Raw genomic sequence first — 23,269 nt, forward strand, 5'->3', positions numbered from 1 at the left:
GTCCGGTGCTTTTGTTCCCATATCTTCCGGTTGGTGGCAGAGGTGTGCAGATCGGTGGAGCTGATCGGCGGATCGGGGAGCGGCCCTCCGGTATGTCTTCGTACGAATGTTCGATGGACGGGTTATGGTGGGAGGAGGAGCGAGGGATACAAGGTCAGCCGGGGGCGGGTGAGGTGCAGGAGGTGCGGATGCCAGGGTTCACGCATCTGCACACCGCTTCGGGGTTCTCCCTGCGCTACGGCGCCTCCCATCCGGAGCGGCTCGCCGAGCGCGCCGCCGAGCGGGGGATGGACGCCCTCGCGCTGACCGACCGGGACGGGCTCTCCGGGGCCGTACGGTTCGCCAAGGCCGCGGCCGAAGCCGGTGTCCGTCCGCTGTTCGGCAGCGAACTCGCCGTGGCGGAGCGCGAGTCGGCGCCCACGCCCACCGTGCGCCGCCGCACCCCGGTGCGCGGCGGCGCCTTCCTCGACGAGTCCGCCGCCCGCGCCGTCTTCCTGGCCCGCGACGGAGCGGCCGGCTGGGCCGCCCTGTGCCGGCTGGTCTCGGCCGCCCACACCGGGCAGGGTGAGCAGCCCGTCCTCCCGTGGAGCGCCCTGGAGTCCGCCACGGACGGGCTGACCGTGCTGCTCGGACCGGACTCCGAGGTCGGCCGGGCGCTGGCCGCCGGCCGCCCGGACCGCGCCGCCCGGCTCCTCGCCCCCTGGCGCGAGCGGTACGGCGAGGCGCTGCGCCTGGAGATCGTCGACCACGGCCGGTCCGGCAGCGGACCCGGCTCCCCGCGGCTGGCCGCCCGCACCCTCGGCTTCGCCGTCGACCAGGGCCTCCGCGCCGTCCTGACCAACGCGGTCCGCTATGCCGACCCCGGCCAGGGCCCGGTCGCCGACGTCCTGGACTCCGCCCGCCGTCTGGTGCCGGTGGACCGGCACCGGCCCGAGGCCCGGGACAGCGGGGAGCGCTGGCTCAAGGACGGTGCCACGATGAGCCACACCGCCGAGCGGGTCGCCGAGGCGGCCGGGTTCCGGCGCGGCCTGGCCCACCGGCTGCTCGCCATGACCGAGGAGACCGCCGGGGAGTGCCTGGTCGACCCGCAGGACGACATCGGGCTCGGCCGTATCCACTTCCCCGAGCCGCGGCTGGTCGGCGCGGGCCACCGCACCGCCGCCCGGGTGCTGCGCTCGCGCTGCGCCGCCGGGATGGTGCTGCGCGGCTACGACCACGACCGTGAACGCTGGGCGCGGCTGCACGACGAACTGCGCACGATCGAACGGCTCGGCTTCCCCTCGTACTTCCTGACGGTCGCTCAAGTCGTGGACGACATACGGGAGATGGGTATCCGGGTCGCGGCCCGCGGGTCCGGCGCCGGGTCCCTGGTCAACCACCTCCTGGGCATCGCCCACGCCGATCCGGTCGAGCACGGGCTGCTGATGGAGCGCTTTCTGTCCGAGCGGCGGGCGGCGCTGCCGGACATCGACATCGACGTCGAGTCCGCCCGCCGGCTGGAGGTCTACCGCGCGATCTTCGACCGGTTCGGCGCGGAGCGGGTCGCCACCGTCTCGATGCCCGAGACCTACCGCGTACGGCACGCCGTACGGGACGTGGGCGCCGCCCTGGGCATGGACCCGGCGCGGGTGGACCGGCTGGCCAAGGCCTTCCCGCACATCCGCGCCCGGGACGCGCGGGCGGCGCTGGCCGAGCTGCCGGAGCTGCGCGGGGTGCGGGAGGCCGGCGGCGAGCAGCTGTGGCCGCTGGTCGAGGCGCTGGACGCGCTGCCGCGCGGTATCGCCATGCACCCGTGCGGGGTGCTGCTCTCCGACGCCACGCTGCTGGACCGTACGCCGGTCGTCCCGACCAGCGGCGAGGGCTTCGCGATGTCGCAGTTCGACAAGGAGGACGTGGAGGACCTGGGGCTGCTCAAGCTCGATGTGCTGGGCGTGCGGATGCAGTCCGCGATGGCGCATGCGGTCGCCGAGATCGGCCGGGCCACCGGGCGCCGGATCGATCTCGACGACCCCGCACAGGTGCCGCCCGGCGACCCCGCCACCTACGACCTGATCCGCTCGACCGAGACGCTCGGCTGCTTCCAGATCGAGTCGCCGGGCCAGCGTGACCTGGTCGGCAGGCTGCAGCCCGCCACCTTCCACGATCTGGTCGTCGACATCTCCCTCTTCCGGCCGGGGCCGGTCGCCGCCGACATGGTGCGGCCCTTCATCGAGGCCCGGCACGGCCGCAAGGCGGTCCGCTATCCGCACCCCGACCTGGAGGAGCCGCTGCGCGAGACCTATGGGGTGGTGGTGTTCCACGAGCAGATCATCGAGCTGCTGCGGATCATGACGGGCTGCGGGCGGGACGAGGGTGACGAGAAGCGGCGGGCGCTGTCGCATCCGGAGCTGCAGGGCCGGGTGCGCGCCTGGTTCGCGCAGTGCGCCGAGCGGCGCGGGTACGCACCCGAAGTGATCGCACGTACCTGGGAGATCGTCGAGGCCTTCGGCTCGTACGGCTTCTGCAAGGCGCACGCGGTGGCCTTCGCGGTGCCCACGTACCAGTCCGCCTGGCTCAAGGCGCACCACCCCGCGGCCTTCTATGCCGGGCTGCTCACCCACGACCCGGGGATGTATCCGAAGCGGCTGCTGCTCGCGGACGCGCGGCGGCGCGGGGTGCCGGTGCTGCCGCTGGATGTGAACCGGTCGGCGGTCGCTCATCGAATCGAACTGGTGTCCGGTGACGGCTTTCGCAGCGATGGTCCGGGGGACCGTTCCGCGGTCTGGGGGCTGCGGCTCGCGCTCAGCGATGTGCACGGGATGAGCGAGGCCGAGGCGCAGCGGATCGAGACCGGACAGCCCTATCACTCGCTGCAGGACCTGTGGCAGCGCGCCAGGCCGGGCCGTCCGGTGGCCGAACGCCTCGCCCGGGTGGGCGCGTTGGACGCCTTCGGGGCGAACCGGCGGGACCTGCTGCTGTACCTCGCCGAGCTGCACCGCCACGGACGGCGGGCGCCCGGGGGCCAGCTGACGCTGCCCGGCCGGGCCCTCGACGGGGCGGGCGCGGAACCGGTCGATCCGGTCGAGCCGGCCGGGCTGCCCGACCTCAGCGACGTCGAACGGCTCAGCGCCGAGCTGGGCGTCCTCGGCATGGACGCCTCCCGCCATCTGATGGCCGACCACCGGGAGTTCCTCGCGGAGCTGGGCGCGCTGCCGGCCCGGCTGCTGCGCGGCGCCCGGCACGGCGAGACGGTGCTGGTCGCCGGGGCCAAGGCGGCCACCCAGACACCGCCGATCCGCTCCGGCCGCCGGGTCATCTTCACCACCCTGGACGACAGCACGGGGCTGGTCGACTGCGCCTTCTTCGACGACAGTCATGCGGCCTGTGCGCACACGATCTTCCACTCCTGGCTGCTGCTGGTGCGCGGTACGGTCCAGCGGCGCGGTCCGCGCAGCCTCAGCGTGGTCGGCGCCGCCGCCTGGAACCTCGCCGAGCTGGCCGAACTGCGCCGCGAGGGCGGGCTGGAGGCGGTCGCCGCCCGGCTCGCGGCGGTGCCGGACGCGGAGGCGGCCGAGGCGGGCACCCCGGCGGCGGAGCCGGGCACCCCGGCGGCGGAGCCGGGCGCCCCGGCGGCGGGGCCGGGACAGGGGGCCGGTGAGGAGTCCGGTGAGGAGTCCGGGACGGGCCGGGAGCCCGAGCCGGCCGCCGCCCCGGGCCGCACCATCCGGCTGAGCACCGGCTACGAGCTGCACCCGTGGGCCGACCTCCAGCCCCCCGGTGAACGCGCCGCCACGGGGCGCAAGTTGTGGCACTCCAGCCCGGGGAGCGCGGGATGACCCCCGCGCCGAGGCCGCCCGCCGCACCGCCGGATCCCCCCGGCGCCCCGCGGCAGCCGGGCATGCTGCACGTACGGTTCCGGACCGCCGACGGCACCCCCGTGAGCGCCGGGCGTTTCGAGCAACTGCTGGGGCTGCTGGCGCAGTTCACCCCGGTGATCGAGGCGCTGCCGCCGGACGCCGCGCTGGCGGACGTCCGCGGTGCGCTGCGCTACTTCGACCGGGACGCGGCGGGCATCGCCGAGCTGGTGCGGCTGCGCGCGCTGGCCTGGCACGGCGTACGGTGCACGATCGGGATCGGCGCCAACCCGCTGCTCGCCCGGATTGCGGCCCAGGGGGCGGCGCCCGGGGAGATCCGGGGCGTCCCCGATGACGCCGGAACCGTCGCCGCGTTCCTCGACCGCCGGCCGGCCTCGGCACTGCACGGCGTCGGCCCGGCGACCGCGCGCGCCCTGTGTGCGTACGGACTCGACAGCATCGGCCGGATCGCCGCCGCACCGCCCGCGACCCTGCAGCGGATCCTCGGCGCCCGGACGGGCCGGATCGTGTACGAGCGGGCCCGCGGTATCGACCCGACGCCGGTGACGCCCAATGCGGCGGCCCGTTCGATGGGCGCCGAACACCGCTTCGCCCACGACGAGTTGGACCCGGCCAGGCGCCGTCGTGCGCTGCTCTCGCTCGCCGACGACCTCGGGGCCCGGATGCGCGCGAGCGGGCAGGTGGCCCGCGCGCTCACCCTCACCGTCCGCTACGCCGACCGCTCCACCACCACCCGCACCCGGCGGCTGGACGGGCCGACCGCGCACGGGCCCGCGCTGACCGAGGCGGCCTATGCGCTGCATGCCGCGCTCGGGCTGCAGCGGGCGAGGGTGCGGTCCGTGGCGCTGCGCGCGGAGGATCTGTGCCGCGCCGAACGCGCCGCGCGGCAGCTGACCTTCGACCCGTCCGACGACAGGGCGCACCGCATCGAGGCCGCCGTCGACCGGGCCAGGGCGCGCTTCGGGACGGGGAGCGTACGGCCCGCGGCGACCCTCGGCCGGACACCTCCGCCCCCGGGCGCCAAGCCCCTCGGCCCCGGGGTCAAAGGCGACCGCGGCGGCGACCGGCCTTAGGGCCTGCCCTGTGGTGCGGTCCGGACCGGCCCGCGGCGCCCCGGTGCCTCAGCCGTAGAGCCGCTCCGCATACCGGGGGCCGTAGTGCTGCTCCAGCTCCTCCAGGGGCATGTCCTGGGCCTCGACGCCCTTGACGATCCGGGCCCGCGAGGGCAGCGCGTCCGGCTGCCAGGTCTCCGGCTTCCACAGCTCCGAGCGCAGGAACGCCTTGGAGCAGTGGTAGAAGACCTCCTCGACCTCCACCAGGAGCGCCAGCCGCGGGCGGTGGCCCTTGACGATCAGCGCGTCGAAGAACGGGGCGTCGCGCAGCAGCCGGGCGCGGCCGTTGATGCGCAGGGTGTCACCGCGCCCCGGGAGGAGGTAGTTCAGCCCGACATGCGGATTGGCGAGGACGTTCATCCAGCCGTCCACGCGCTTGTTGCCGGGGCGGTCCGGGATCACGAGGGTGGTGTCGTCCAGGACATGGGTGAAGCCCGCGGGGTCGCCCTTGGGGGAGGCGTCGCACCGGCCCTGCGCGTCCGCGGTGGCTATCACGCAGAACGGCGAGCGGGCCAGCCACTGGCGGTCGAGGTCGTGCAGCCGGTGCCGGGTCTTGTTCGCCGCATGGGAGCTGGGCTCACCGAACAGCTCGCGCAGCTCCGCCGCCGATGAGATCTCCACGATCCCGGTCAGATCCGCCGCCCCGGCCGTTTCCATCGCTGTTCCCCTCATGTCACGTCCCTGGTCGAGCCGTTGCCGACTTTACGGGACGGCACTGACATCCACCCCGGCCGCGACGGACGGGGCGTCCTGCAGGCACAGAAACGGTGCGCGGCACCCCGGACGTCCGGTGAGGGTTGTGTGGCGCTTCCTTCACCGTCACACCGCTGGCCCACCGTGCTTACCCAGCCGTAACTTACTTGCCAGTCAACTGTGTTGGCCCTTGCGATCCGGATCGCGCGTGAACGGCTCACCGAGCACTTCGGAGTCCCCCTCACCCCGCAAGGAGCATCGTATGAAGCTGCGCTGGTCAAGAACGCTCCCCCTCCTCTCCGCCCTCGCCCTGGCCCTCGGTGTCACCGCCACCCCCGCCGCCGCCGAAGAGGCTTCGCGCCACTCCTCCAGCGGCGCCGTCAGCAGCGGCTGGAACAACTACTCCTGCAAACCCTCCGCCGCCCACCCGCGGCCGGTGATCCTGGTGCACGGCACCCTCGGCAACTCCATCGACAACTGGCTCGGCCTCGCGCCCTACTTGGTGGCCCGCGGCTACTGCGTCTTCTCCCTGGACTACGGCCAGCTGCCCGGTGTCCCGTTCTTCCACGGGCTGGGTGCGGTCGACGCGTCCGCCCGGCAGCTCGCCGCCTACGTCGACCGGGTGCTGGCCGCCACGGGCACCCGGAAGGCCGATCTCGTCGGCCACTCACAGGGCGGCATGATGTCGCGGGTGTACCTGAAGTTCCATGGCGGCGCGGACAAGGTGAACACGCTGGTCGGGCTGGCCCCCGACAACCACGGCACCGATCTGAACGGTCTGACCCGTCTGCTCGACCACTTCCCCGGCGCCAAGAAGTACCTCCACGAGTTGACCCCGGGGCTGGCCGACCAGATCGCCGGCTCCGACATCCTCAACCGCCTCAACGAGGGCGGTGACACGCTCCCCGGAGTGCGTTACACGGTGATCGCGACCAAGTACGACGAGGTCGTCACGCCCTACCGGAGTGCGTTCCTCGACGGCCCCGACGTACGCAATGTGGTACTCCAGGACCTGTGCGCGATCGATCTCTCCGAGCATGTGGCCATCGGGCTCATCGACCGCGTCGCTTTCCACGAGACGGCCAACGCCCTGGACCCGGCCCACGCCACCGCGACGACCTGCCTGTCGGGCTGACCGGGAGCCGGCCCGGCCCGCCGCCGGAGCGGGGGCCGGGCCGCGCTCCGCACCGGCGCGACGGTCAGCCGACGGTCAACAGGGCCTCGGTGCACTGCTCCGCCAGGTCCTCGGCGTGCGGGGGCAGCGGGGTGCCGCCACGCAGATGGCGGCGTACCAGCGACAGCGGGAGGTCGACGGCGGCCAGCGTCACCCGGTCGAAGCCCTCCCTGCCGTGCAGCCCCAGGGCCCCCGCGAGCGCCGCCAGGGCGGCACGTACCCGCATGTTCCCCTCTTCCGCGCGCAGCAGATACTCGTCGGACCAGTCGTCCCGCCCGAACTCCTGGGCCCCGTACAGAAGCAGTGCGGCCTCCGCCGGGTGCGCGCGGCTCCACGCCACGATGTGGCGGGCGGCGGCCCGGCCCCCGGTGCGCGGGTCGTCCGACGATTCGAGGGCCTCGAAGTAGCCCGCCTGGAAGCCCTCGACGGTACGCAGCCACACCTCGGCGAGCAGTGCCGAGCGTCCGGCGAAACGGTGGTAGACCGAACCGCTGGGGGCGCCCACGGCCGCCGCCACCGCGGACATGGTGACGCCCGCGGGCCCGGACTCGGCCGCCAGCCGTACGGCGGCGTCGAGGAGCTGAGCGGTGTCGAACCGGGATGGCCTGGCCATGTTCTAGAGGGTACTCTCCACTATATTGGAGATGCGCCTCTAGAACGGGGTGCGGACCAGGTGGGGAAGGGCGTGAGGGGTATCCACGACGTGCACGAGCGGGTGCTGCCGGTGCCCGGGGCCGAGGCCGGTCCACTGACCGACGGCCTCTCCGGCGACGCCGACCCGCTCCGGCCGCGCCACGACGCGGCCCTGGAGGACAGCCGGGACCGCGCCGAACGGGCCTGTACGGGCACCGTCGCCCGGCCCGCCCGCTGGAGCCGCTACGTCCGGACGCTGCGCCGCCTCATCGGATGACCCGCCGCAGCGTCAGAAAGCCGACGGCCGCACAGGCGAGTCCCGCCGGGATCAGCAGCAGCCGTCCGGAGAAGGCCAGCACGGCCGCCGTCAGCAGGGCGCTCACGCACCCGCCGCACCACAGGGGAGTGCGGCGTGGCAGGAGCACCAGCGCGGCGGCCAGGCCGGCGAGGGTCACCGCCGCCAGACAGGTGGCGGTGGCCCTCATCAAAAGATCCAGATCGGCGCCGCCGAAGCCCGCCGCCGCGGCCACGAGCACGGCCGCCCCGCCGAGCACCGCCAGCGACCGCCGTGGCACCTCGCCCGGCGCGCCGCCCTTGGCCAGTGCGCGCGGCGCCGCCCCGTCCCGGGCGAGCGCCGCACCGAGCCGGGAGGCCCCGGCCAGATACGAGTTGACCGCGCCGAAGGTCAGGAAGAGCGCCGCCGCGGCGGCCACGGGGCGGGCGGCGCCGCCCACGCTCCGGGCGAGCAACTCGGTCAGCGGGGTGTCGGTGCCGCCCGCGGCCGGCCCCAGCGCACCGATCGTGGTCACCGCGAGCCCCAGGTAGAGCACGGTGATGACGGCGAGCGTACGGCGCGTCACCCGCGGCAGATCCCGTCCGGGATCGGCGAACTCGCCCGACAGATGGCTGGCCGCCTCCCAGCCCGCGAACGCGAAGAACAGCACCACGGCCGCCGACCCGACCGAGGACCAGCCGCCGGGCAGGAACGGGGTGAAATGGCGGGCGGACACCTGGGGGGCGGCGGCCAGCACCGTGCCCAGCAGCACCACCGCCAGCAGCCCGCCGAGCAGCAGCTGCACCCGTCCCGACATCCGCAGCCCCACCGCGTTGGAGACCAGCGCCACCGCCACCACCGCCCCGGCCACCACGGCGGCGCCCGTGTCACCCCAACCGGCGGCGTCGGCCACGTACTTCCCGCCGATCCAGGCCGCCGAGACCACACCGATCGGCACCGCCCCGTAGAACCACCACCCCACCACGGCCGCCGCCCGAGGCCCGATCGCCCGGTGCACATAGGTGGCCACGCCCCCGCCGTCGGGGAACCGCGCGCCGAGCGCCGCGAAGGAGGCGGCCACCGGCACACACAGGGCGAGCAGGACCACCCAGGCCAGGATCGAGGCGGGGCCGGCCGCGTCGGCGGCGAGGGACGGCAGCGTCAGGACGCCGGGGCCGAGGACGGCCCCGGCGCACAGCGCGGTACCGCTGCCGACGCCCAGCCGCCGTACATCCGGTCGTTCGGATGCGGGAAGCAATGTCTGTTGTACGGTCACAGTCGCTGAACGTAACCGTTGGATTGATCAATGTGGCCTCCCGCCGAACATAATTCGGCCGCTGCGGCACCATGGGGGTCATGGACGACATTGATTCGGCGATTGTCCGCGAACTGCAGCGCGATGCACGGCAGACCAACCGCGACCTGGCCCGCCGGCTGAACATCGCGCCCTCCACCTGCCTGGAGCGGGTCCGCGCGCTGCGCGCCAGAGGAGTGATCACCGGCTATCGCGCGACGGTGGACCTGCGCGCCCTCAACCGGCCCGTCCAGGCGCTGCTCACGGTCCGCATCCGCCCGATGAACCGCGAGGTCATCGAGCGCTTCAAGGCCTTTCTGACGTCCCTGCCCGAGGTGCTCAGCGTCTATGTCGTCGCGGGCGGCGACGACTTCCTGGTCCATGTCGCCGTCCCCGACGTCGACCGGCTGCATGCGCTCCTGATGGACCAGGTCTTCAAACGCCGCGAGGTCGTCGACTGCCGGAGTTCGGTCATCTACCAGCATGTCGCCAACGACATCATCGAGGCGCTGCCGCCGAGCGGCTCGTAACAGGGCGGCGCCGCCCCCGAGGTGAAGAAGGGGGCGGCGCCGCGTCCCGGACGGCCGGGATTGCCGGGCTCAGCCGCGGTGCCGGGCGGCCCTGCGGCGGGTGGTGGTGAACACGACCCCGGCGCCCACGGCGAGCACGGCGGCGCCGCTGAGGGCGAGCGGGACCGTGGAGCTGTCGCCGCCGGTCTCCGCCAGCCGCTGCCCGTCGACCGGACGGGAACCGCCGTCGGTGTGCGGGGCATTGGCCTGTGCGGCGTCTGCGCGCGCCGGGGCCCCGGCCTTTGCCGGCCGGTCCGTGCGGGTGTGCTGGCCGCCGCGGTGGTGGCCGCCGCCGTGGTCGTGGCCCGTGCCCACCGACGACTTGGGGGCGCCCGCCGCGATCTGGGCGTCGGTCGGCGCGGAGGCGGCCGGTGCGGGCGCCGCAGCGGACTTGGCGACGGTGCCGCCGGCCTTTTTGCCGAAGACGACGTCCGAGCAGGTGTAGAAGGCCTCGGGGCTGTCCGACCGCTGCCAGACGCTGTAGATCAGATGGCGCCCGGACCGCGCCGGCACCTTCGCGTCGAAGACGTACTCCCCGTTGACGAGCTTCGGGTCGACGACCTTCGCGAACGGCTTCGACTCCAGGTCGGACCACTTCAGCGGCTTCTTCGGGTCATAGCCGGCCTTGGTGAGGTACAGCTCGAAGGAGCCCCGGTGGGGCGCGGTGGCCTTGTAGTGGAAGGTGTGGCCGCCCGCCTTCATAGGGGACGACGGCCAGTCGGCGCGGGGCAGGTCCAGGCCCTTGTACTCCGCGCTGTTGGCGCTGCACAGCTTGCCGTCCGGGATGCGCGTCCTGGACTGGCCACCCGCGTTGCCGTCCCGTACACCGTTCCAGTCGTAGAGCGCCTGGGTCCCGCCGGCTTTGACGGCGGCCTTGCACGCCGCGGACCGCGGGCTCTCGGGGCCCTCCGCGTAGCAGGCCGACACCCGGCTGACCGGGTCCGTCATCGAGCCGTGCGCGGCGGCCGGGCTCGCGGTGAGCACGGTGAGCGCGAGCGGGGCGATACCGGCCAGTGCGATCCCGGTGGCCTTGCGACGAACGGTCATTGTGGGGGTCTCCTTCATTCAGTGCGTCGAGCGGGGGAAGGGGGAGCGTGGGGGGTCGGGACGCGGCCGCCGACGCCGCCCCCGGTGACCGGCGCCGACGGTCCGCGACCCGCCTTGCGAGAAGCACGCTAGCCGCGCTGAACAGCGGATTTGAGGGCTGAAGAGCCATCCCGGAGATCCTTATGGTGCCGTTAAGGGACGGCTAAGCGGGGGCTCATACAGGCGGGGAGGAAACGGGCATCGCCGGGTGGTGGGCGCCGCCCGTGACAGCGGCCCGGCCGTCCCGGGGGCAGCTGCCGCGGCCGCCGCATGCCGTGCTTCGTCCGTGCCCGCAGCGGGAGTTGGCCTCAGCGGGCTGCCGTGCTCAGCGGCCCTCGGTGCTCAGCGGCCTTCCGCGCCGGTGAAGGGCGCGGCCGGGTCGTCGAGGCCGTCGAGGAGCGCGCTCAAGTCGTTCGCCGGTCCTGCCCCGGCAGCCGACCGGAGCGGCTGCTCGGCCCAGATGATCTTTCCCTGGGGGGTGTAGCGGGTGCCCCAGCGCTCGGCGTACCGGGCGATGAGGAACAGCCCCCGGCCCCCCTCGTCGGTGGTCCGCGCATGGCGGAGGTGCGGCGAGGTGCTGCTGCTGTCCGACACCTCGCAGATCAGCGCCCGTGCCCGGATCATCCGCAGGCTGATCGGGCCGGAGGCGTGCCGGATGGCGTTGGTGACCAGTTCGCTGACGATCAGCTCGGTGGAGAATTCGAGTTCCTCCAGATCCCACTCCGCCAGCCTGCCGGCCGCTGACCTGCGGGCCTGGCCGACCGCGGACGGATCGGCGGGGATCTCCCAGGTCGCGAGCTGTGACGGCGCCAGAGCCCGGGTCCGTGCCAGCAGCAGTGCCACGTCATCGACCGGCCGTCCGCCCGGCAGACCGCCGATCACCGTGTCGCACAGGTCCTCCAGCGGGGCCTGCGGAGCGGCCAGGGCGGTGCGCAGTCTGGTGATCCCCCCGTCGAGATCGAGGGCCTTCCCCAGCAGCAGACCGTTGGTGTAGAGAGCCAGCAGACTGCCTTCCGGCAACGGCAGTTCGACGGACTCGAAGGGCATCCCGCCCAGCCCCAGCGGCGGTCCGGTCGGCAGTTCCAGCAGCCGGCCGTTGCCCGTGGGGCTGATCAGCAGCGGTGCGGGGTGACCGGCCCGGGCCAGAGTGCAGCGGCAGCCGACCGGATCGTAGACCGCGTACAGACAGGTGGCGCCGATGACCCCGTCGTCGGCGTTCGCGTCGTGGGCGACCCGGTTGAGCATGTCGTCCAGGTGCGCCAGCACCTCTTCCGGGGACAGGTCCAGGTCGGCGAGCGCCTGCACCGCGGCCCGCAGCCGCCCCATGGTGGCCGCGGCATGCACCCCGTGCCCCACGACATCACCCACCACCAGCGCGACGCGGGCGCCGGACAGCGGGATCACATCGAACCAGTCGCCGCCGACGCCGCTGAGCGAGTCGGCCGGCAGATAGCGGTAGGCGGCTTCCACCGCGCACTGCTCGGGCAGATCGTGCGGCAGCAGGCTGTGCTGGAGGGTGAGGGCCGCGTTGTGCTCGCGGGTGTACCGGCGGGCGTTGTCGATGGAGATCGCGGCGCGGGTGACGAATTCCTCGGCGAGCACCAGGTCGTCGGGCTGGAACGGCCCGGTGTGCTGCCAGCGGGCGAAGGTGGCCGCCCCCAGGAAGACGCCCCGCGCCCGCAGCGGCACCACCATCAGCGAGTGAAAGCCCAGCTCCCGCAGGTGCGCCGCCCGGACCGGATCGTCGGCCGCCCAGCCACCGGCGGCGAGATCCAGCGTCTGGAACAGCGCGGAATTGCCCTCGACGAGACTCAGCACGACGGGCGCCGACGGGGGATAGGCGGTCGCCTCCCCGACCGCCACCACCGCCTCGGGGCAGCCCTCACGTACGGACTGCTGTCCGGCACGGCGCATGGTGACCAGATCCGCGGCGTCGACCGGGCCGGGCGTCGGTTCCTCCCCGCAGAGCAGCGCATCGAGGAGATCGACGGTGACGAAGTCGGCGAGATCCGGAACCGCCGCGTCGGCGAGTTCCTGCGCGGTCTGCCAGACGTCCAGGGAGCTGCCGATGCGTTCACCGGCCTTGTTCAGCAGCGCCATCCGCTGGCGGGCCCGGTAACTTTCCGTGACGTCCAGGACCATGTAGCAGACGCCCAGTACCTGACCGGCTTCGTCCTCCAGGCGAAAGAACGAGGTGGAGTAGGCGTGCTCCCGCTCCGGATCGGACTGCGGGCGTCCCAGGTACTCGTAGCCGACCGAGGGGGTACCGGTGCTCAGCACCTTGCGCATCTCGGCCTCCAGGGCTTCCACGGCGAGGCCCGGCTGGATGTCCGCCAGACGCTTCCCGAGGCGCTGCTCGCGGCTGGTGCCGCCCATCCGCTCCAAGGCGTCGTTCAGCCACACGAACTCCAGATCGGCGTTCACCATGGCCACGCCGATCGGTGACATGCCGAGAATGCCCTCCAGGAACGACTGGCTCGCTCCTGACCAGGGCGTTTGGGTCATCTCGGCGGCAAGGACGAGACGTGCGGAGCGCTCTGTGGCGTCCAGTACCGGCAGTACGCGGAACTCCAGGTCGAGCCGGTGGCCGTCCTTGTGCCGTACGGCCTCCAGCCCGCTCCAGCCGTCCGCCGCCGCCAGCCGGGACTCCCACCTGTTGTCCTGCGACGCCGCAGGGGCCACCCCCGCGAACAGCTCCGCCAGGGGCCGCCCGACGGCCTCGGACACCGCATAGCCGAGAAGCCGCTCCGCGCCCTTCGTCCAGCCCTGCGCCACCCCCGCGCGATCGGCCATCACCACGGCCGTCCGCGTGAGGTCGAAGACGCCGTCTCCGGAGAGACGGCCGCTCTGGGAGGCACACATATGACCGGTCCAATGCCGGTCCCACCATGCGACGGGCCCTCTCTCACGGCGGCGCCGTCGCACACGACCGGCCTTTTCCACGGTACCCCCTCACCCTGGCCGGGCGCTCTTCCCGGCGCCCGCCCCCGCCCGCGCGGCAGGCCCGCAAGACCGCATCCGCCGCCGTTGTCAGTGGGTGCTGTCACCATCGGCACATGAGCACCGACGCGCCCGCCGACCCGTCCCCTCAGCCCGCGCCCGAACCCCTCAACCCACCTGCCGGCCAGGGGGAATCACCGCTGCCGACCGCTGACGCCGCCTACTGGGAAGCGGCCGCCGCCTCCTTCGACGACGAGCCCGACCACGGACTGCGCGACCCCGCCGTCCGCGCCGCCTGGGCCGCCCGGCTGCGCACCTGGCTGCCGTCAGGGCCCACCGCCGTCCTCGACCTGGGCTGCGGCACGGGAAGCCTGTCTTTGCTCGCCGCCGAGCAGGGCCATCACGTCACGGCCATCGACCGCTCCGAGGGCATGATCGCGCGGGCGCGCACCAAGCTCGCGGGCCACGAGGCCGCGTTCCTGGTCGGTGAGGCCGCCGAACCACCCGTGGGGGAGCGGCGGTTCGATGTCGTCCTGGTGCGCCATGTGCTGTGGGCCCTGCCCGACCCCGCGGCCGCGCTGCGCCGCTGGGCCGGACTCCTCACCCCCGGTGGCCGGATGGTGCTGGTGGAGGGCCGCTGGGGCGAGGCCGACCCGGTCGGTCTTCCCGCCGCCGAACTCACCGCCCTCGTCGCGCCGTTGGCCGCGCGGACCCAGGTGGAGAGCCTCGCGCACGATCCGGCGCTGTGGGGCAAGGAGGTGGCCGATGAGCGGTATGTGCTGCTCGCCGACCTCCCCCGCCGGCACACCGAAGTGGTCGATGTCCATCTGGTGTTGCGCCGCGGTGACGAGGTGCTGCTCGCCCGCCGGGCCAATACCGGCTATGCGGACGGTCTCTTCCACGCCCCCTCGGGCCATGCGGAGGACGGTGAGGACGTCCGGGAGGCGATGATCCGGGAGGCCGCGGAAGAGGTGGGGCTGCGGCTGGTGCCCGAGGACCTCAGGGTCGCGCTCGTGATGCAGCACTGCGCCCCGCCCCCGGCGCGGCCCCGGATCGGCTGGTTCTTCGAGGCGGCGTACGGCGCGGGCGGCGAGCCGTGGAACCGCGAGCCCGACAAGTGCGCGGAGTTGGCGTGGTTCCCGCTGGATGCGCTGCCGGACGACATGGTCGCCTACTGCCGCGCCGGCCTCGACGGGCTGCGTGCGGGGCACCGCTTCCTGCTTCACTGGCACCGGCCCGGCGACGCGATCGCCTACGACCCGGCGGGACCCGACCGCGCGGTGGTTCTCGACGGACCGGGACCGACGGGGTGAAGCGGACGAGGGCGGCGGCGCATCGGACGTCTCCCGAGAGGTGAGACCTCCCGTCACAGCAGGCGCTCCTGGCGCACAATGGATGCGACAAACAAGCGCACCGACGGGTACGTGTACGCGCGCCTCCCGGGGACGAACCCCAGGGGGACGTGCCGTCGCGCATCCGCCCGCCCCACCACCAGCACCAGGAGCGCCACCGTGTCCCCGCAGCCCTTGACCATCACCATCGATCCGACGGCGGCCGCCGCGCCGTTCGAGCAGGTCCGCACCCAGATCGCGGATCAGGCCAGGGACGGCGGTCTGCCGGTCGGCTACAAACTCCCCACCGTCCGCGGTCTCGCCGAGGACCTCGGCCTGGCCGCCAACACCGTCGCCAAGGCCTACCGCGCCCTGGAGACCGACGGTGTGATCGAGACCCGCGGCCGCAACGGCAGCTTCATCGCGGCGGCCGGGGAGGCCGCGGACAAGGAAGCCGCCGCGGCCGCCGAGAGCTACGCCCGCCGCGCCCGGCGCCTCGGCCTGGACCACCGCGCCGCCCGCACGGCCGTCGAGAACGCCCTGCGCGCCACCTACGGAGCCGATGCCTGACCGCGCGCCTGCTGGGACGGGTGCCGACCGCGCCGGTAGGTGACCCCGCACCGCCCTCCCCGAGCCATCACCCGAAAAGAAGGAACCGCATGCCCAGCAAAACGGCGCTCGTCCGCCGCCCCGGCCCCCGCCTCGCCGAGGGGCTGGTCACCCATATAGACCGGCGCCCGGTCGACCCCGCCCTCGCCCTGCGCCAGTGGGAGTCCTACGTCCAGGTGCTCCGCGACCACGGCTGGCACATCACCGAGGTCGCCCCCGCCGACGACTGCCCCGACGCGGTCTTCGTCGAGGACACCATGGTCATGTTCCGCAATGTCGCACTGCTCGCCCGCCCCGGTGCCGGTGAGCGCCGGCCCGAGGTGCCGGACGCCCGCGCGGCCGTCGAGGCGCTCGGCTGCTCCGTCAACGAGATCCGGGCGCCGGGCACGCTGGACGGCGGCGACATCCTCAAGGTCGGCGACACCGTCTACGTGGGCCGCGGCGGCCGCACCAACGCCGACGGCGTCCGCCAACTCCGCGCCGCCTTCGAACCGTTGGGCGCCCGCGTCGTCGCGGTACCGGTCAGCCGCGTACTGCACCTCAAATCCGCCGTGACCGCACTCCCGGACGGCACCGTGATCGGCCACCCGCCCTTGGTCGACGACCCCGCCGCCTTCCCCCGCTTCCTGCCCGTCCCCGAGGAGTCCGGCGCCCATGTCGTGCTGCTCGGCGGCGGCAAGCTGCTGATGGCCGCCGGCGCGCCCCGCAGCGCGGAGCTCTTCGCCGACCTCGGATATCAGCCGGTTGTCGTGGACATCAGCGAGTTCGAGAAGCTGGAGGGCTGTGTGACCTGCCTGTCCGTGCGGCTGCGCGAGCTGTATGCATGACGGGGCATCATCCCCCGGCGCGTCGTGCGCCTGCCCGGACCGCACCGCCGGCCGTGCCTATCGTGGCGCCATGAGCAACCTCGACCTCAGACCCGCGCCCAGCCTCTGCGGCGGCACCGGCCGTACGGGCCCGGTCCGCGACGTCCAGCCCGGAAAGCAGGTCCCCCTGGGCGAGAGCACCGTCGTCCGCCGACTGCTGCCGAACCTCGGCCGGCGGATGGTCGGCGGCTGGTGCTTCGTCGACCACTACGGTCCCGACGACATCGTCGACGAGCCCGGGATGCAGGTGCCGCCGCATCCGCACATGGGCCTGCAGACCGTCAGCTGGCTGCACGAGGGTGAGGTGCTGCACCGCGACAGCCTCGGCAGCCTGCAGACCGTACGGCCGCGGGAACTGGGCCTGATGACGTCCGGCCGGGCCATCGCCCACTCCGAGGAGTCGCCGCACGGCCATGGCCCGTTCCTGCACGGCGCCCAGCTGTGGGTGGCGCTCCCCGGCGAACACCGCGACACCGCCCCGGCCTTCGAGCACCACACCGACCTGCCGGTGATCAACGGCGGCGGACTGTCCGCCACCGTCATCCTCGGCGAACTGGCCGGCGCCACCTCGCCCGGCACCACCTACTCCCCGCTGGTCGGCGCCGACCTCACCCTCACCGCCGGCACGGACACCCGTCTGCCGGTCGACCCCGACTTCGAGTACGCGGCCCTGACCATCTCCGGCGAGAGCGAGGTCGACGGCGTCCGGCTGGCCCCAGGCGCCCTCCTCTACCTCGGCTGCGGCCGCGGCGAATTGCCCCTGCGCGCAGACTCCGACAGCAGCCTGCTGCTCCTCGGCGGCGAGCCGTTCGAGGAAGAGATCGTGATGTGGTGGAACTTCGTGGGCCGGTCACAGGAGGACATCGAGGCGGCGCGGGCGGACTGGATGACGGGCTCCCGCTTCGGCGAGGTCCACGGCTACGACGGGGACCGGCTGACCGCCCCCGAACTCCCCCCGGTGCCGCTGAAGCCACGGGGGAGGGCGCGGTGAGGCGGGCGCGCGCGTGTTGAGCGCGTCCACCACGTGACACGCAACGTCGCGTCACCACCCGGAAGATGAAAAAGCGTTGCGCGAAAACGCCTCGGGAAAGCCGTAAAGAAAGCCGTAAAGAAAGTCAGAATCCTGACACCGTCCATGTCAGGAGTGTGCCGTGCCGAATGGCCGGAGGATGACGCGGCGATGGCGAGGGCGCTTCACGACGACGGCGCGGAAATCTACTGCAATGTCATATCTTTTTCTGCTGCATTCACCGTAGCCTCGATTCTGTGCGGGGCAATGAGATCCCGCACAGAACTCAGCGATAGGAGAGGTGAAGACCATGTACTCCAAGCCTACCCTGCTGAAGGTTGGTGAGTTTTCCAAGCTCACGATGCACAGCCGTCCTCGTCGTAAGGACAAGGGACACCGTCGGCGCCCCAAGGGGATTTTCCTCTAAGGGCTGAGGCGTGAAGGTGGCGCGAGCGAGGTACCCGCTCGCGCCACCGCCGTCATGCCAGCTCAAGGGGCGTTCTGATTCATCCTTCGGGGCCCCTCGACAGCGGTACCCGCTATGTGTCAGTAAAAGAGCTTGGACGGGGTTTCTCTCATGAAACAGTTCGATCGTGCGGGCGAATGGCTCGTCGTCCTCCCCGACCACGTGGCTTCCGTCGTCCTCGCCGAAAAGCTTGAGCCCGCGCCGCAACGCGTGGATCATCCCTCCGGCCGGCCGTGGCTGATCGGTTCCTGGGAATCGGCCGACTTCCGCATCGGTGAGGCGGGCGCCACCAAGATAGCCACCCTCGGGTTCAGTTCCGCAGGCCCGCAAAGGCTCGCGCAGATCGCTGCCCGCACCCGGCGCGTCACCGACCTCGACAGCCTCGGCGGCAAGCTCCCGGGCTGCTTCCACCTGCTCGCCACCGTCGATGGTGTCACCCACGCGTACGGGACCCTGTCGGGGCTGCGCAAGCTCGTGTACGGGCGAGCGGGAGAAGTGACCGTCGCGGCGACCCGGGCCGACGTACTCGCGGCACTGACCGGCGCCGGCATCGACGAGGAGCGGCTGCTGCTGCGGTTACTCGTCGCCGAAGCCGTCCTGCACAGCGTCAACACTCCCGTATGGCGCGGGGTGCGCCTGGTGGACGAAGACAGCAGCATCACCCTGCACCCGACGGGCCGCCCCACGGTGACCCGACGGTGGAATCCGCCGCTGGACAGGCTGCCGCGCAAGCCGGCGGCGCAGAGGTTACGGCAGGCGCTCGGCGACGCCGTCCAGGCACGTGTCGACTCGGGGCTGAAGCTGACCTGCGACCTGTCCGGCGGGCTCGACTCCACATCGCTGTCGTTCCTGCTCGCCCGGAGCTACGACCAGCCGTTGACCACGCTCACCCAGGGAGCGGCCGCGCCCGGCGATGACGACCCCATGTGGGCCGACCTGGCCGCGGAGAAGCTGCCCGGGATCAGGCGGCTGATGCTCACCTTCGCCGATCTCCCGACGCACTACGCAGACGTCCTCGACGCGGCCAAGGTGCCCGGAACCGACGAAGAACCCTTTCCCGGCATCGAGGACCGGCCGATCTACCGACGGATCGCGGCACTGCTCGGCGCGGAAGGCTCCCAGGCCCACCTCACCGGCGAAGGCGGCGATGAGGTCGTCCAGGGCGGATCGGCGGGGGTGTTCGACCTGTTCCGCACCCAGCCGCGCGTCGCCCTGGCCTACTTGCGCGGCTACCGGGCCCTGTACCACTGGACCTGGTCCGATGTGGCTCGTATGGCTTTCGACCAGCGGCACCCGTACCCGGCGTGGCTGGCGGCTCGGGCACGGCGCCTCACCACCCACTCCCTCGACGACGAGAGTTCCCCCCTCATCCAGATGCCGCCGTGGGCGACCCCCGACGCGGTTGCCGCGATGCGGGACCTGCTGGCCGACGAGGCCCGGCGCACCCGTCAGCACGGGCACAACTGGACCGCCCACCACACCATTTGGGGCATCCGGTTGTGTGCCGGCCTGGTGCGTCGCACCGTGCCGCTGTACGCCGCCGAAGGGGTCCGTCTCACCTCCCCCTACATGGACGACGCCGTCATCGACGCGTGCATGTCCGCGCAGGCGCACGAGCGCCGGACCCCGTGGGAGTACAAGCCTCTGCTGGCTGACGCGATGCGCGGCATCGTCCCCGACCAGTCGCTGGCCCGCACCACCAAAGCGGAGGGTTCACCGCTGGAGCACGCCGGGATCCGCACGAACGTCGCCAAACTCGCGGCACTGTGCGAGGACTCGCGCCTGGCCGCACGGGGGCTGATCGACGCCGACAAGCTCCGCTCGATCTGCACCTCGTTCCAGATGCGCCCGTTCACCCCCTACGCGATGTCGATGACCTTCATCTGTGAACGCTGGTTGCGCGACCTTGAATCCACCGCTGCCATGGAGGCTTCCTGATGAATCTTGAGCTGCCCGGCCATGTGTCGGTGCCCCACACCGACGACGGCGGGGTCCTCTTGGACGAGAGCACCGGCGAGTACTGGGAGATCAACCAGAGCGGGGCGGCAGTACTGCGGATGCTGCTGGAGGGCGCGAGCGAGCAGGAGGCCGCGCAGGCACTGATCGCTGACCTCCGGCCCGGCGAGATCAGCCCGGAGGGCGCAGTCGCCGACATCCGTGAACTCCTGGCGCAGTTGCGGGCCGCGGAGCTGGTGGTGACGTCATGAGCACCCCCGAAACGCTCTTCGAGACCAGCGCATCGGTCCCGGCCCGCACTCGTCTGGCCGCGCGGGTCACCGTTGCCGCCGCCCTGGCACTGGCGCGCCTGTCGCCCGCGCATATCCGCCGCGTGCTGGTCGTCGTACGGGGGAGGGCGGGACCGTCCCGCTACGATCAGGCGCAGGGCGCACGTCAGGCCGTTGTCGCGGTCAGCATGATCTGCGCCGGACAGGGCTGCCTGGCCCGGTCGATCGCCACGGCTCTGCTGTGCCGCCTGGGCGGGCACTGGCCGGTGTGGCGGGTCGGGGCGCGTACCTCCCCGTTCGGCGCGCACGCTTGGGTGGAGGCCGAGGGCCGCCCGGTGGAGGAGGGCGACAACATCACCGGCTTCCGGCCATTGATGACCGTCACACCCCGCCCGGACGCCCGCGTGAGTAGGATCCGCTGAACAAATCCCCTGGTCAAGCCTAGTTTTACCCCTGCTGAAGATGTCCCTCCGAGGAGAGAGCTTTCCGTGTTCACCAGCTTGCGACCAGCGCGCAGAAGCGATGCCCTGGACTCCGACGACGCTCTGGACACCGAGCCGGCGGACGAACCGGAAGAGCCGTTGCGGGTCGGTCTGCGAGACCTGTTACGCGTCACACGCGGACACCGCAGGGCGATCGCCGTCGCCCTGGTGTTCTCGCTGATCGCCGCGGGGCTGGGCCTGGCACAGCCGATGCTGGCGACCAAGACGATCCAGGAGTTCTCCGGTGGCCGCCCCTATCTGACCCTGGCCGTGCTGCTGGGGGTGCTGTTCGTCGTCGAAGCCGTCGTCGCCGGGGTTGCCTCCTACTCCCTCGAACGGTCCAGCGAGGGGCTGGTGCTGGGGCTCCGGCTGCGGATCATCGACAAGCTGCTGAGGCTGCCGATGCGGCGCTACGAATCCCAGCGGCTCGGGGACTCGCTGTCCCGCACCACCAGCGACACCACCATGCTGCGTGACTCGCTGGCCTACGACCTGTCGGAGGTCGTCGTCGGCCTGTTCGTCGTCGTCGGTGGCGTCGCCATGATGGTCTGGCTGGATGCCGCGCTGTTCCTCATCGTGCTGGCCATCGTCGGCGTGATCGGCGGACTCACCCTGCTGCTGCTGGCCGGGATCCGCAAGGCAGTTGAGGACGCGCAGGACAGCCTCGGTGGTATGTCGGCCGACCTGGAACGAGCACTGTCGGCGATCCGCACCGTCCGCGTCATGCGCGCCGAGGACCGGGAGAGGGAACGGATCGGCCAACTCGCGCGGCAGGCTTATCAGCAGAACCTTCAGGCCGCCAAACGTGACGCCGTCATCGGGCCGATGATGACACTGGCGATGCACGGCTCCATGATGGTGGTCCTGGTCATCGGCGGTATCCGCGTCGCCAGTGGAGAAGGATCCCTGGCAGACCTCGTCGGGTTCCTGCTCTACATCACCTACATCTCGGCGCCGATTGCCAACATGTTCGACGTCATGGCGACGGTGCAGCGAGGGCTCGCCGCGTTGCAGCGCATCGAGGAAGTCACCCAGCTGCCCGGCGAGGCCGACAGCACTCCGGCCACCGCTCCGGCCACCGCTCCGGCGGCCGGGCCCGCCGCGGTGCCCACGGCGGAGGGAACCACACCGGCCGTGGAGTTCCGCGACGTCACCTTCAGCTACGACGCAGACCGCCCCGCGCTGCGGCAGGTTTCGTTCACCGCGCCGCGCCACACCCATGTGGCACTCGTCGGCCCTTCCGGGGCAGGCAAATCCACTCTGTTCGCGTTGCTCGCCCGGTTCTACGACGCCGACGAGGGGCAGATCCTGCTCGACGGAATCGACATCACGCGTCAGATGAGCATCGACGAATGCCGCTCCAAGATGAGTCTGGTCGAGCAGACCGCCCCCGTCATGCACGGCACACTCCGCGACAACATCACCTACGCCTGCCCGGAGGCAACCGACGAGCAGATCCAGCGAGTCGTCGAACTCGCCAGCCTCAACGGCCTGGTGCGGCGGCTCCCGGAAGGACTCGATACCGCGGTCGGAGAGCACGGTGACATGCTGTCGGGCGGCGAGCGGCAGCGCATCGCGATCGCCCGCGCACTGCTGCCCCAGCCGAGTCTGCTGCTGCTCGACGAGCCGACTTCACAACTCGACGCCGCCAACGAGGAAGCCCTCACCCGCGCCATCGCGCAGATCTCACGCGAGTGCACCCTCCTGGTGATTGCGCACCGCGCCTCCACCATCCGCGCTGCTGACACCGTCATCGCCCTCGACAACGGCCGGGTCACCGACACCGGGACGCCTGAGGAGATCACCGCGAGGCGCGCTTTCGCGTTCGACTAGCGGTGTTACCGCGAAACCACTCCTTGCGGGCCAGAGAGGAGGCTCTCGCCACGCGGGCGGCTCGGCCGGCACCGCTGGAGCACCGGGCAGCCGGGCTCCTGACGGTCCGGCCACCGCCGGCTCACCGTCCGGACGACGAAAGGGCCACTGCTCCCTTGCCGTCCCCGGCCGCGCCGAAGCCATGACCTGCTCCAAGAGACTCCCGTACGCCATGTGAGACACCTCAGAATGGCTGGATCATACGGCGAACTGTTCGACACGCTGCCGTTATCGCGAATACCATGCAGTAGCAAAGAGTCTTTGGTGACCAGGGCGGGGGTATTGAATCGTGGACGATACCGGTTTATTCCGTACCGGGTTGGTAAGGGGCCGGTGTCCCGCCGGGGTTTCCTCGTTGCCGGCGTCTGTGGACGAAATGACGGTGAATTACTCACCTGGGCCGCTGCCCGCTGTCGGCCCACTCCTCCGGCGGCTGATTCGCCCGGCCGGCCCACGAGTACACCAGACTGTGGCTCGGGTGGTTCACGAACGCTCAGTTGAGCTGTGAAACAGGCCTTGCACATCGCCGGACCACCACCCTCCACCGCTCGCCGATCGCGCTGAGCAGTTGCGCCGTCCTGACGCCCTGCTTTTCCTCAGGCCTTTTGCCGTACGGCGCTTGACCAGTCCCCAGTACTTCCTGGCCGACTGCGAGTTCGGCCGTTCACCGACCCGGCGAGCGATCCCCCTTGACCGAGGGTCCGGTTTCCGACTCATCCGGGAGAGCTGACCCCTTGAGCGATTCCGTTCTCGTCATTCACGGCGCACCGGCCTATCGGT

Annotated in this window: 19 protein-coding genes; 14 read left to right on the forward strand and 5 right to left on the reverse strand. The window is 72.0% G+C overall.

Annotation, left to right across the window (positions count from 1 at the left end; genetic code table 11):
* Nucleotides 1-188 precede the first annotated feature (188 nt).
* Both STRNI_RS32300 and STRNI_RS32305 read left to right on the forward strand, forming a co-directional pair.
* Entirely contained in the window at nt 189-3,815 is a 3,627-nt protein-coding gene (locus STRNI_RS32300; protein ID WP_277412489.1) for a DNA polymerase III subunit alpha, read from the forward strand.
* Nucleotides 3,812-4,927, forward strand: a complete 1,116-nt coding sequence (locus STRNI_RS32305; protein ID WP_277412490.1) for a DNA polymerase Y family protein — start codon at nt 3,812-3,814, stop codon at nt 4,925-4,927. Before STRNI_RS32300 ends, STRNI_RS32305 begins: the two co-directional genes overlap by 4 nt.
* A gap of 48 nt (nt 4,928-4,975) precedes the next feature.
* On the opposite strand, the gene STRNI_RS32310 is transcribed toward STRNI_RS32305, so the two are convergent.
* The gene (locus tag STRNI_RS32310) at nt 4,976-5,638 is read right to left on the reverse strand and encodes a pyridoxamine 5'-phosphate oxidase family protein (RefSeq protein ID WP_277412491.1); all 663 of its coding nucleotides are present in this window, start codon (nt 5,636-5,638) and stop codon (nt 4,976-4,978) included.
* Between the two features lie 283 nt (nt 5,639-5,921).
* On the opposite strand from STRNI_RS32310, the gene STRNI_RS32315 reads away from it, so the two are divergent.
* A complete protein-coding gene (locus tag STRNI_RS32315; protein ID WP_277412492.1) occupies nt 5,922-6,794 on the forward strand; it encodes an esterase/lipase family protein in 873 nt (290 codons plus the stop codon).
* Between the two features lie 64 nt (nt 6,795-6,858).
* Here the strand turns inward: STRNI_RS32315 and STRNI_RS32320 are convergent, their stop codons facing one another.
* Nucleotides 6,859-7,446 (reverse strand): TetR/AcrR family transcriptional regulator, encoded by a 588-nt coding sequence (locus STRNI_RS32320; protein ID WP_018087899.1) that lies wholly within the window; start codon nt 7,444-7,446, stop codon nt 6,859-6,861.
* Nucleotides 7,447-7,518: 72 nt separating this feature from the next.
* Here STRNI_RS32320 and STRNI_RS32325 point away from each other — a divergent pair, with 72 nt between their 5' ends.
* Entirely contained in the window at nt 7,519-7,743 is a 225-nt protein-coding gene (locus STRNI_RS32325) for a hypothetical protein (protein WP_159490164.1), read from the forward strand.
* Here the strand turns inward: STRNI_RS32325 and STRNI_RS32330 are convergent.
* Nucleotides 7,733-9,016 carry an APC family permease gene (locus STRNI_RS32330; RefSeq protein ID WP_274734733.1) on the reverse strand — a complete coding sequence of 428 codons (1,284 nt, stop codon included), beginning with the start codon at nt 9,014-9,016 and terminating at the stop codon, nt 7,733-7,735. The two genes, STRNI_RS32325 and STRNI_RS32330, sit on opposite strands and share 11 nt — an antisense overlap.
* Nucleotides 9,017-9,096: 80 nt before the next feature.
* Between STRNI_RS32330 and STRNI_RS32335 the strand changes: the two genes are divergently transcribed.
* Nucleotides 9,097-9,564, forward strand: coding sequence for an Lrp/AsnC family transcriptional regulator (locus tag STRNI_RS32335; protein WP_093648004.1), 468 nt, complete (start codon nt 9,097-9,099; stop codon nt 9,562-9,564).
* 69 nt (nt 9,565-9,633) lie between these two features.
* Here the strand turns inward: STRNI_RS32335 and STRNI_RS32340 are convergent, their stop codons facing one another.
* Both STRNI_RS32340 and STRNI_RS32345 read right to left on the reverse strand, forming a co-directional pair.
* Complete coding sequence (locus tag STRNI_RS32340) at nt 9,634-10,650, reverse strand: lytic polysaccharide monooxygenase auxiliary activity family 9 protein (RefSeq protein WP_159490162.1); 1,017 nt, start codon at nt 10,648-10,650, stop codon at nt 9,634-9,636.
* A 381-nt stretch (nt 10,651-11,031) separates the two neighbouring features.
* Complete coding sequence (locus STRNI_RS32345) at nt 11,032-13,551, reverse strand: SpoIIE family protein phosphatase (RefSeq protein ID WP_277412493.1); 2,520 nt, start codon at nt 13,549-13,551, stop codon at nt 11,032-11,034.
* Nucleotides 13,552-13,745: 194 nt separating this feature from the next.
* Between STRNI_RS32345 and STRNI_RS32350 the strand changes: the two genes are divergently transcribed.
* The 9 genes from STRNI_RS32350 (at nt 13,746) to STRNI_RS32385 (ending at nt 22,450) form a co-directional block, all read left to right on the forward strand.
* Nucleotides 13,746-14,942 carry a methyltransferase domain-containing protein gene (locus STRNI_RS32350; protein WP_277412494.1) on the forward strand — a complete coding sequence of 399 codons (1,197 nt, stop codon included), beginning with the start codon at nt 13,746-13,748 and terminating at the stop codon, nt 14,940-14,942.
* A gap of 198 nt (nt 14,943-15,140) precedes the next feature.
* Entirely contained in the window at nt 15,141-15,530 is a 390-nt protein-coding gene (locus tag STRNI_RS32355; RefSeq protein WP_026169320.1) for a GntR family transcriptional regulator, read from the forward strand.
* 89 nt (nt 15,531-15,619) lie between these two features.
* On the forward strand, nt 15,620-16,396 hold the full coding sequence (gene ddaH / locus STRNI_RS32360) for a dimethylargininase (RefSeq protein WP_159490158.1): 777 nt from the start codon (nt 15,620-15,622) through the stop codon (nt 16,394-16,396).
* 70 nt (nt 16,397-16,466) lie between these two features.
* Complete coding sequence (locus STRNI_RS32365; RefSeq protein WP_018087889.1) at nt 16,467-17,426, forward strand: pirin family protein; 960 nt, start codon at nt 16,467-16,469, stop codon at nt 17,424-17,426.
* A 328-nt stretch (nt 17,427-17,754) separates the two neighbouring features.
* Nucleotides 17,755-17,871: a lasso RiPP family leader peptide-containing protein gene (locus tag STRNI_RS41695; protein ID WP_141725701.1), complete on the forward strand. Its 117-nt coding sequence runs from the start codon at nt 17,755-17,757 to the stop codon at nt 17,869-17,871.
* A 150-nt stretch (nt 17,872-18,021) separates the two neighbouring features.
* Nucleotides 18,022-19,848: an asparagine synthase-related protein gene (locus tag STRNI_RS32370; protein WP_277412495.1), complete on the forward strand. Its 1,827-nt coding sequence runs from the start codon at nt 18,022-18,024 to the stop codon at nt 19,846-19,848.
* Nucleotides 19,848-20,117, forward strand: a complete 270-nt coding sequence (locus STRNI_RS32375) for a lasso peptide biosynthesis PqqD family chaperone (protein WP_277412496.1) — start codon at nt 19,848-19,850, stop codon at nt 20,115-20,117. Before STRNI_RS32370 ends, STRNI_RS32375 begins: the two co-directional genes overlap by 1 nt.
* Entirely contained in the window at nt 20,114-20,557 is a 444-nt protein-coding gene (locus STRNI_RS32380; RefSeq protein ID WP_277412497.1) for a lasso peptide biosynthesis B2 protein, read from the forward strand. Before STRNI_RS32375 ends, STRNI_RS32380 begins: the two co-directional genes overlap by 4 nt.
* 66 nt (nt 20,558-20,623) lie before the next feature.
* Nucleotides 20,624-22,450, forward strand: a complete 1,827-nt coding sequence (locus STRNI_RS32385) for an ABC transporter ATP-binding protein (RefSeq protein WP_277412498.1) — start codon at nt 20,624-20,626, stop codon at nt 22,448-22,450.
* Nucleotides 22,451-23,269 lie beyond the last annotated feature (819 nt).

This window comes from Streptomyces nigrescens (assembly GCF_027626975.1).
In the GTDB taxonomy this organism is placed as follows: Bacteria; Actinomycetota; Actinomycetes; order Streptomycetales; family Streptomycetaceae; genus Streptomyces; species Streptomyces nigrescens.

Bases quoted from the DNA above. Each gene is read 5' to 3' on its own strand.
- STRNI_RS32300 (WP_277412489.1), top strand. From the start codon at position 189: ATGCCAGGGTTCACGCATCTGCACACCGCTTCGGGGTTCTCCCTGCGC.
- STRNI_RS32305 (WP_277412490.1), top strand. From the start codon at position 3,812: ATGACCCCCGCGCCGAGGCCGCCCGCCGCACCGCCGGATCCCCCCGGC.
- STRNI_RS32310 (WP_277412491.1), bottom strand. From the start codon at position 5,638: ATGAGGGGAACAGCGATGGAAACGGCCGGGGCGGCGGATCTGACCGGG.
- STRNI_RS32315 (WP_277412492.1), top strand. From the start codon at position 5,922: ATGAAGCTGCGCTGGTCAAGAACGCTCCCCCTCCTCTCCGCCCTCGCC.
- STRNI_RS32320 (WP_018087899.1), bottom strand. From the start codon at position 7,446: ATGGCCAGGCCATCCCGGTTCGACACCGCTCAGCTCCTCGACGCCGCC.
- STRNI_RS32335 (WP_093648004.1), top strand. From the start codon at position 9,097: ATGGACGACATTGATTCGGCGATTGTCCGCGAACTGCAGCGCGATGCA.
- STRNI_RS32340 (WP_159490162.1), bottom strand. From the start codon at position 10,650: ATGACCGTTCGTCGCAAGGCCACCGGGATCGCACTGGCCGGTATCGCC.
- STRNI_RS32345 (WP_277412493.1), bottom strand. From the start codon at position 13,551: ATGTGTGCCTCCCAGAGCGGCCGTCTCTCCGGAGACGGCGTCTTCGAC.
- STRNI_RS32350 (WP_277412494.1), top strand. From the start codon at position 13,746: ATGAGCACCGACGCGCCCGCCGACCCGTCCCCTCAGCCCGCGCCCGAA.
- ddaH (WP_159490158.1), top strand. From the start codon at position 15,620: ATGCCCAGCAAAACGGCGCTCGTCCGCCGCCCCGGCCCCCGCCTCGCC.
- STRNI_RS32365 (WP_018087889.1), top strand. From the start codon at position 16,467: ATGAGCAACCTCGACCTCAGACCCGCGCCCAGCCTCTGCGGCGGCACC.
- STRNI_RS41695 (WP_141725701.1), top strand. From the start codon at position 17,755: ATGTACTCCAAGCCTACCCTGCTGAAGGTTGGTGAGTTTTCCAAGCTC.
- STRNI_RS32370 (WP_277412495.1), top strand. From the start codon at position 18,022: ATGAAACAGTTCGATCGTGCGGGCGAATGGCTCGTCGTCCTCCCCGAC.
- STRNI_RS32375 (WP_277412496.1), top strand. From the start codon at position 19,848: ATGAATCTTGAGCTGCCCGGCCATGTGTCGGTGCCCCACACCGACGAC.
- STRNI_RS32380 (WP_277412497.1), top strand. From the start codon at position 20,114: ATGAGCACCCCCGAAACGCTCTTCGAGACCAGCGCATCGGTCCCGGCC.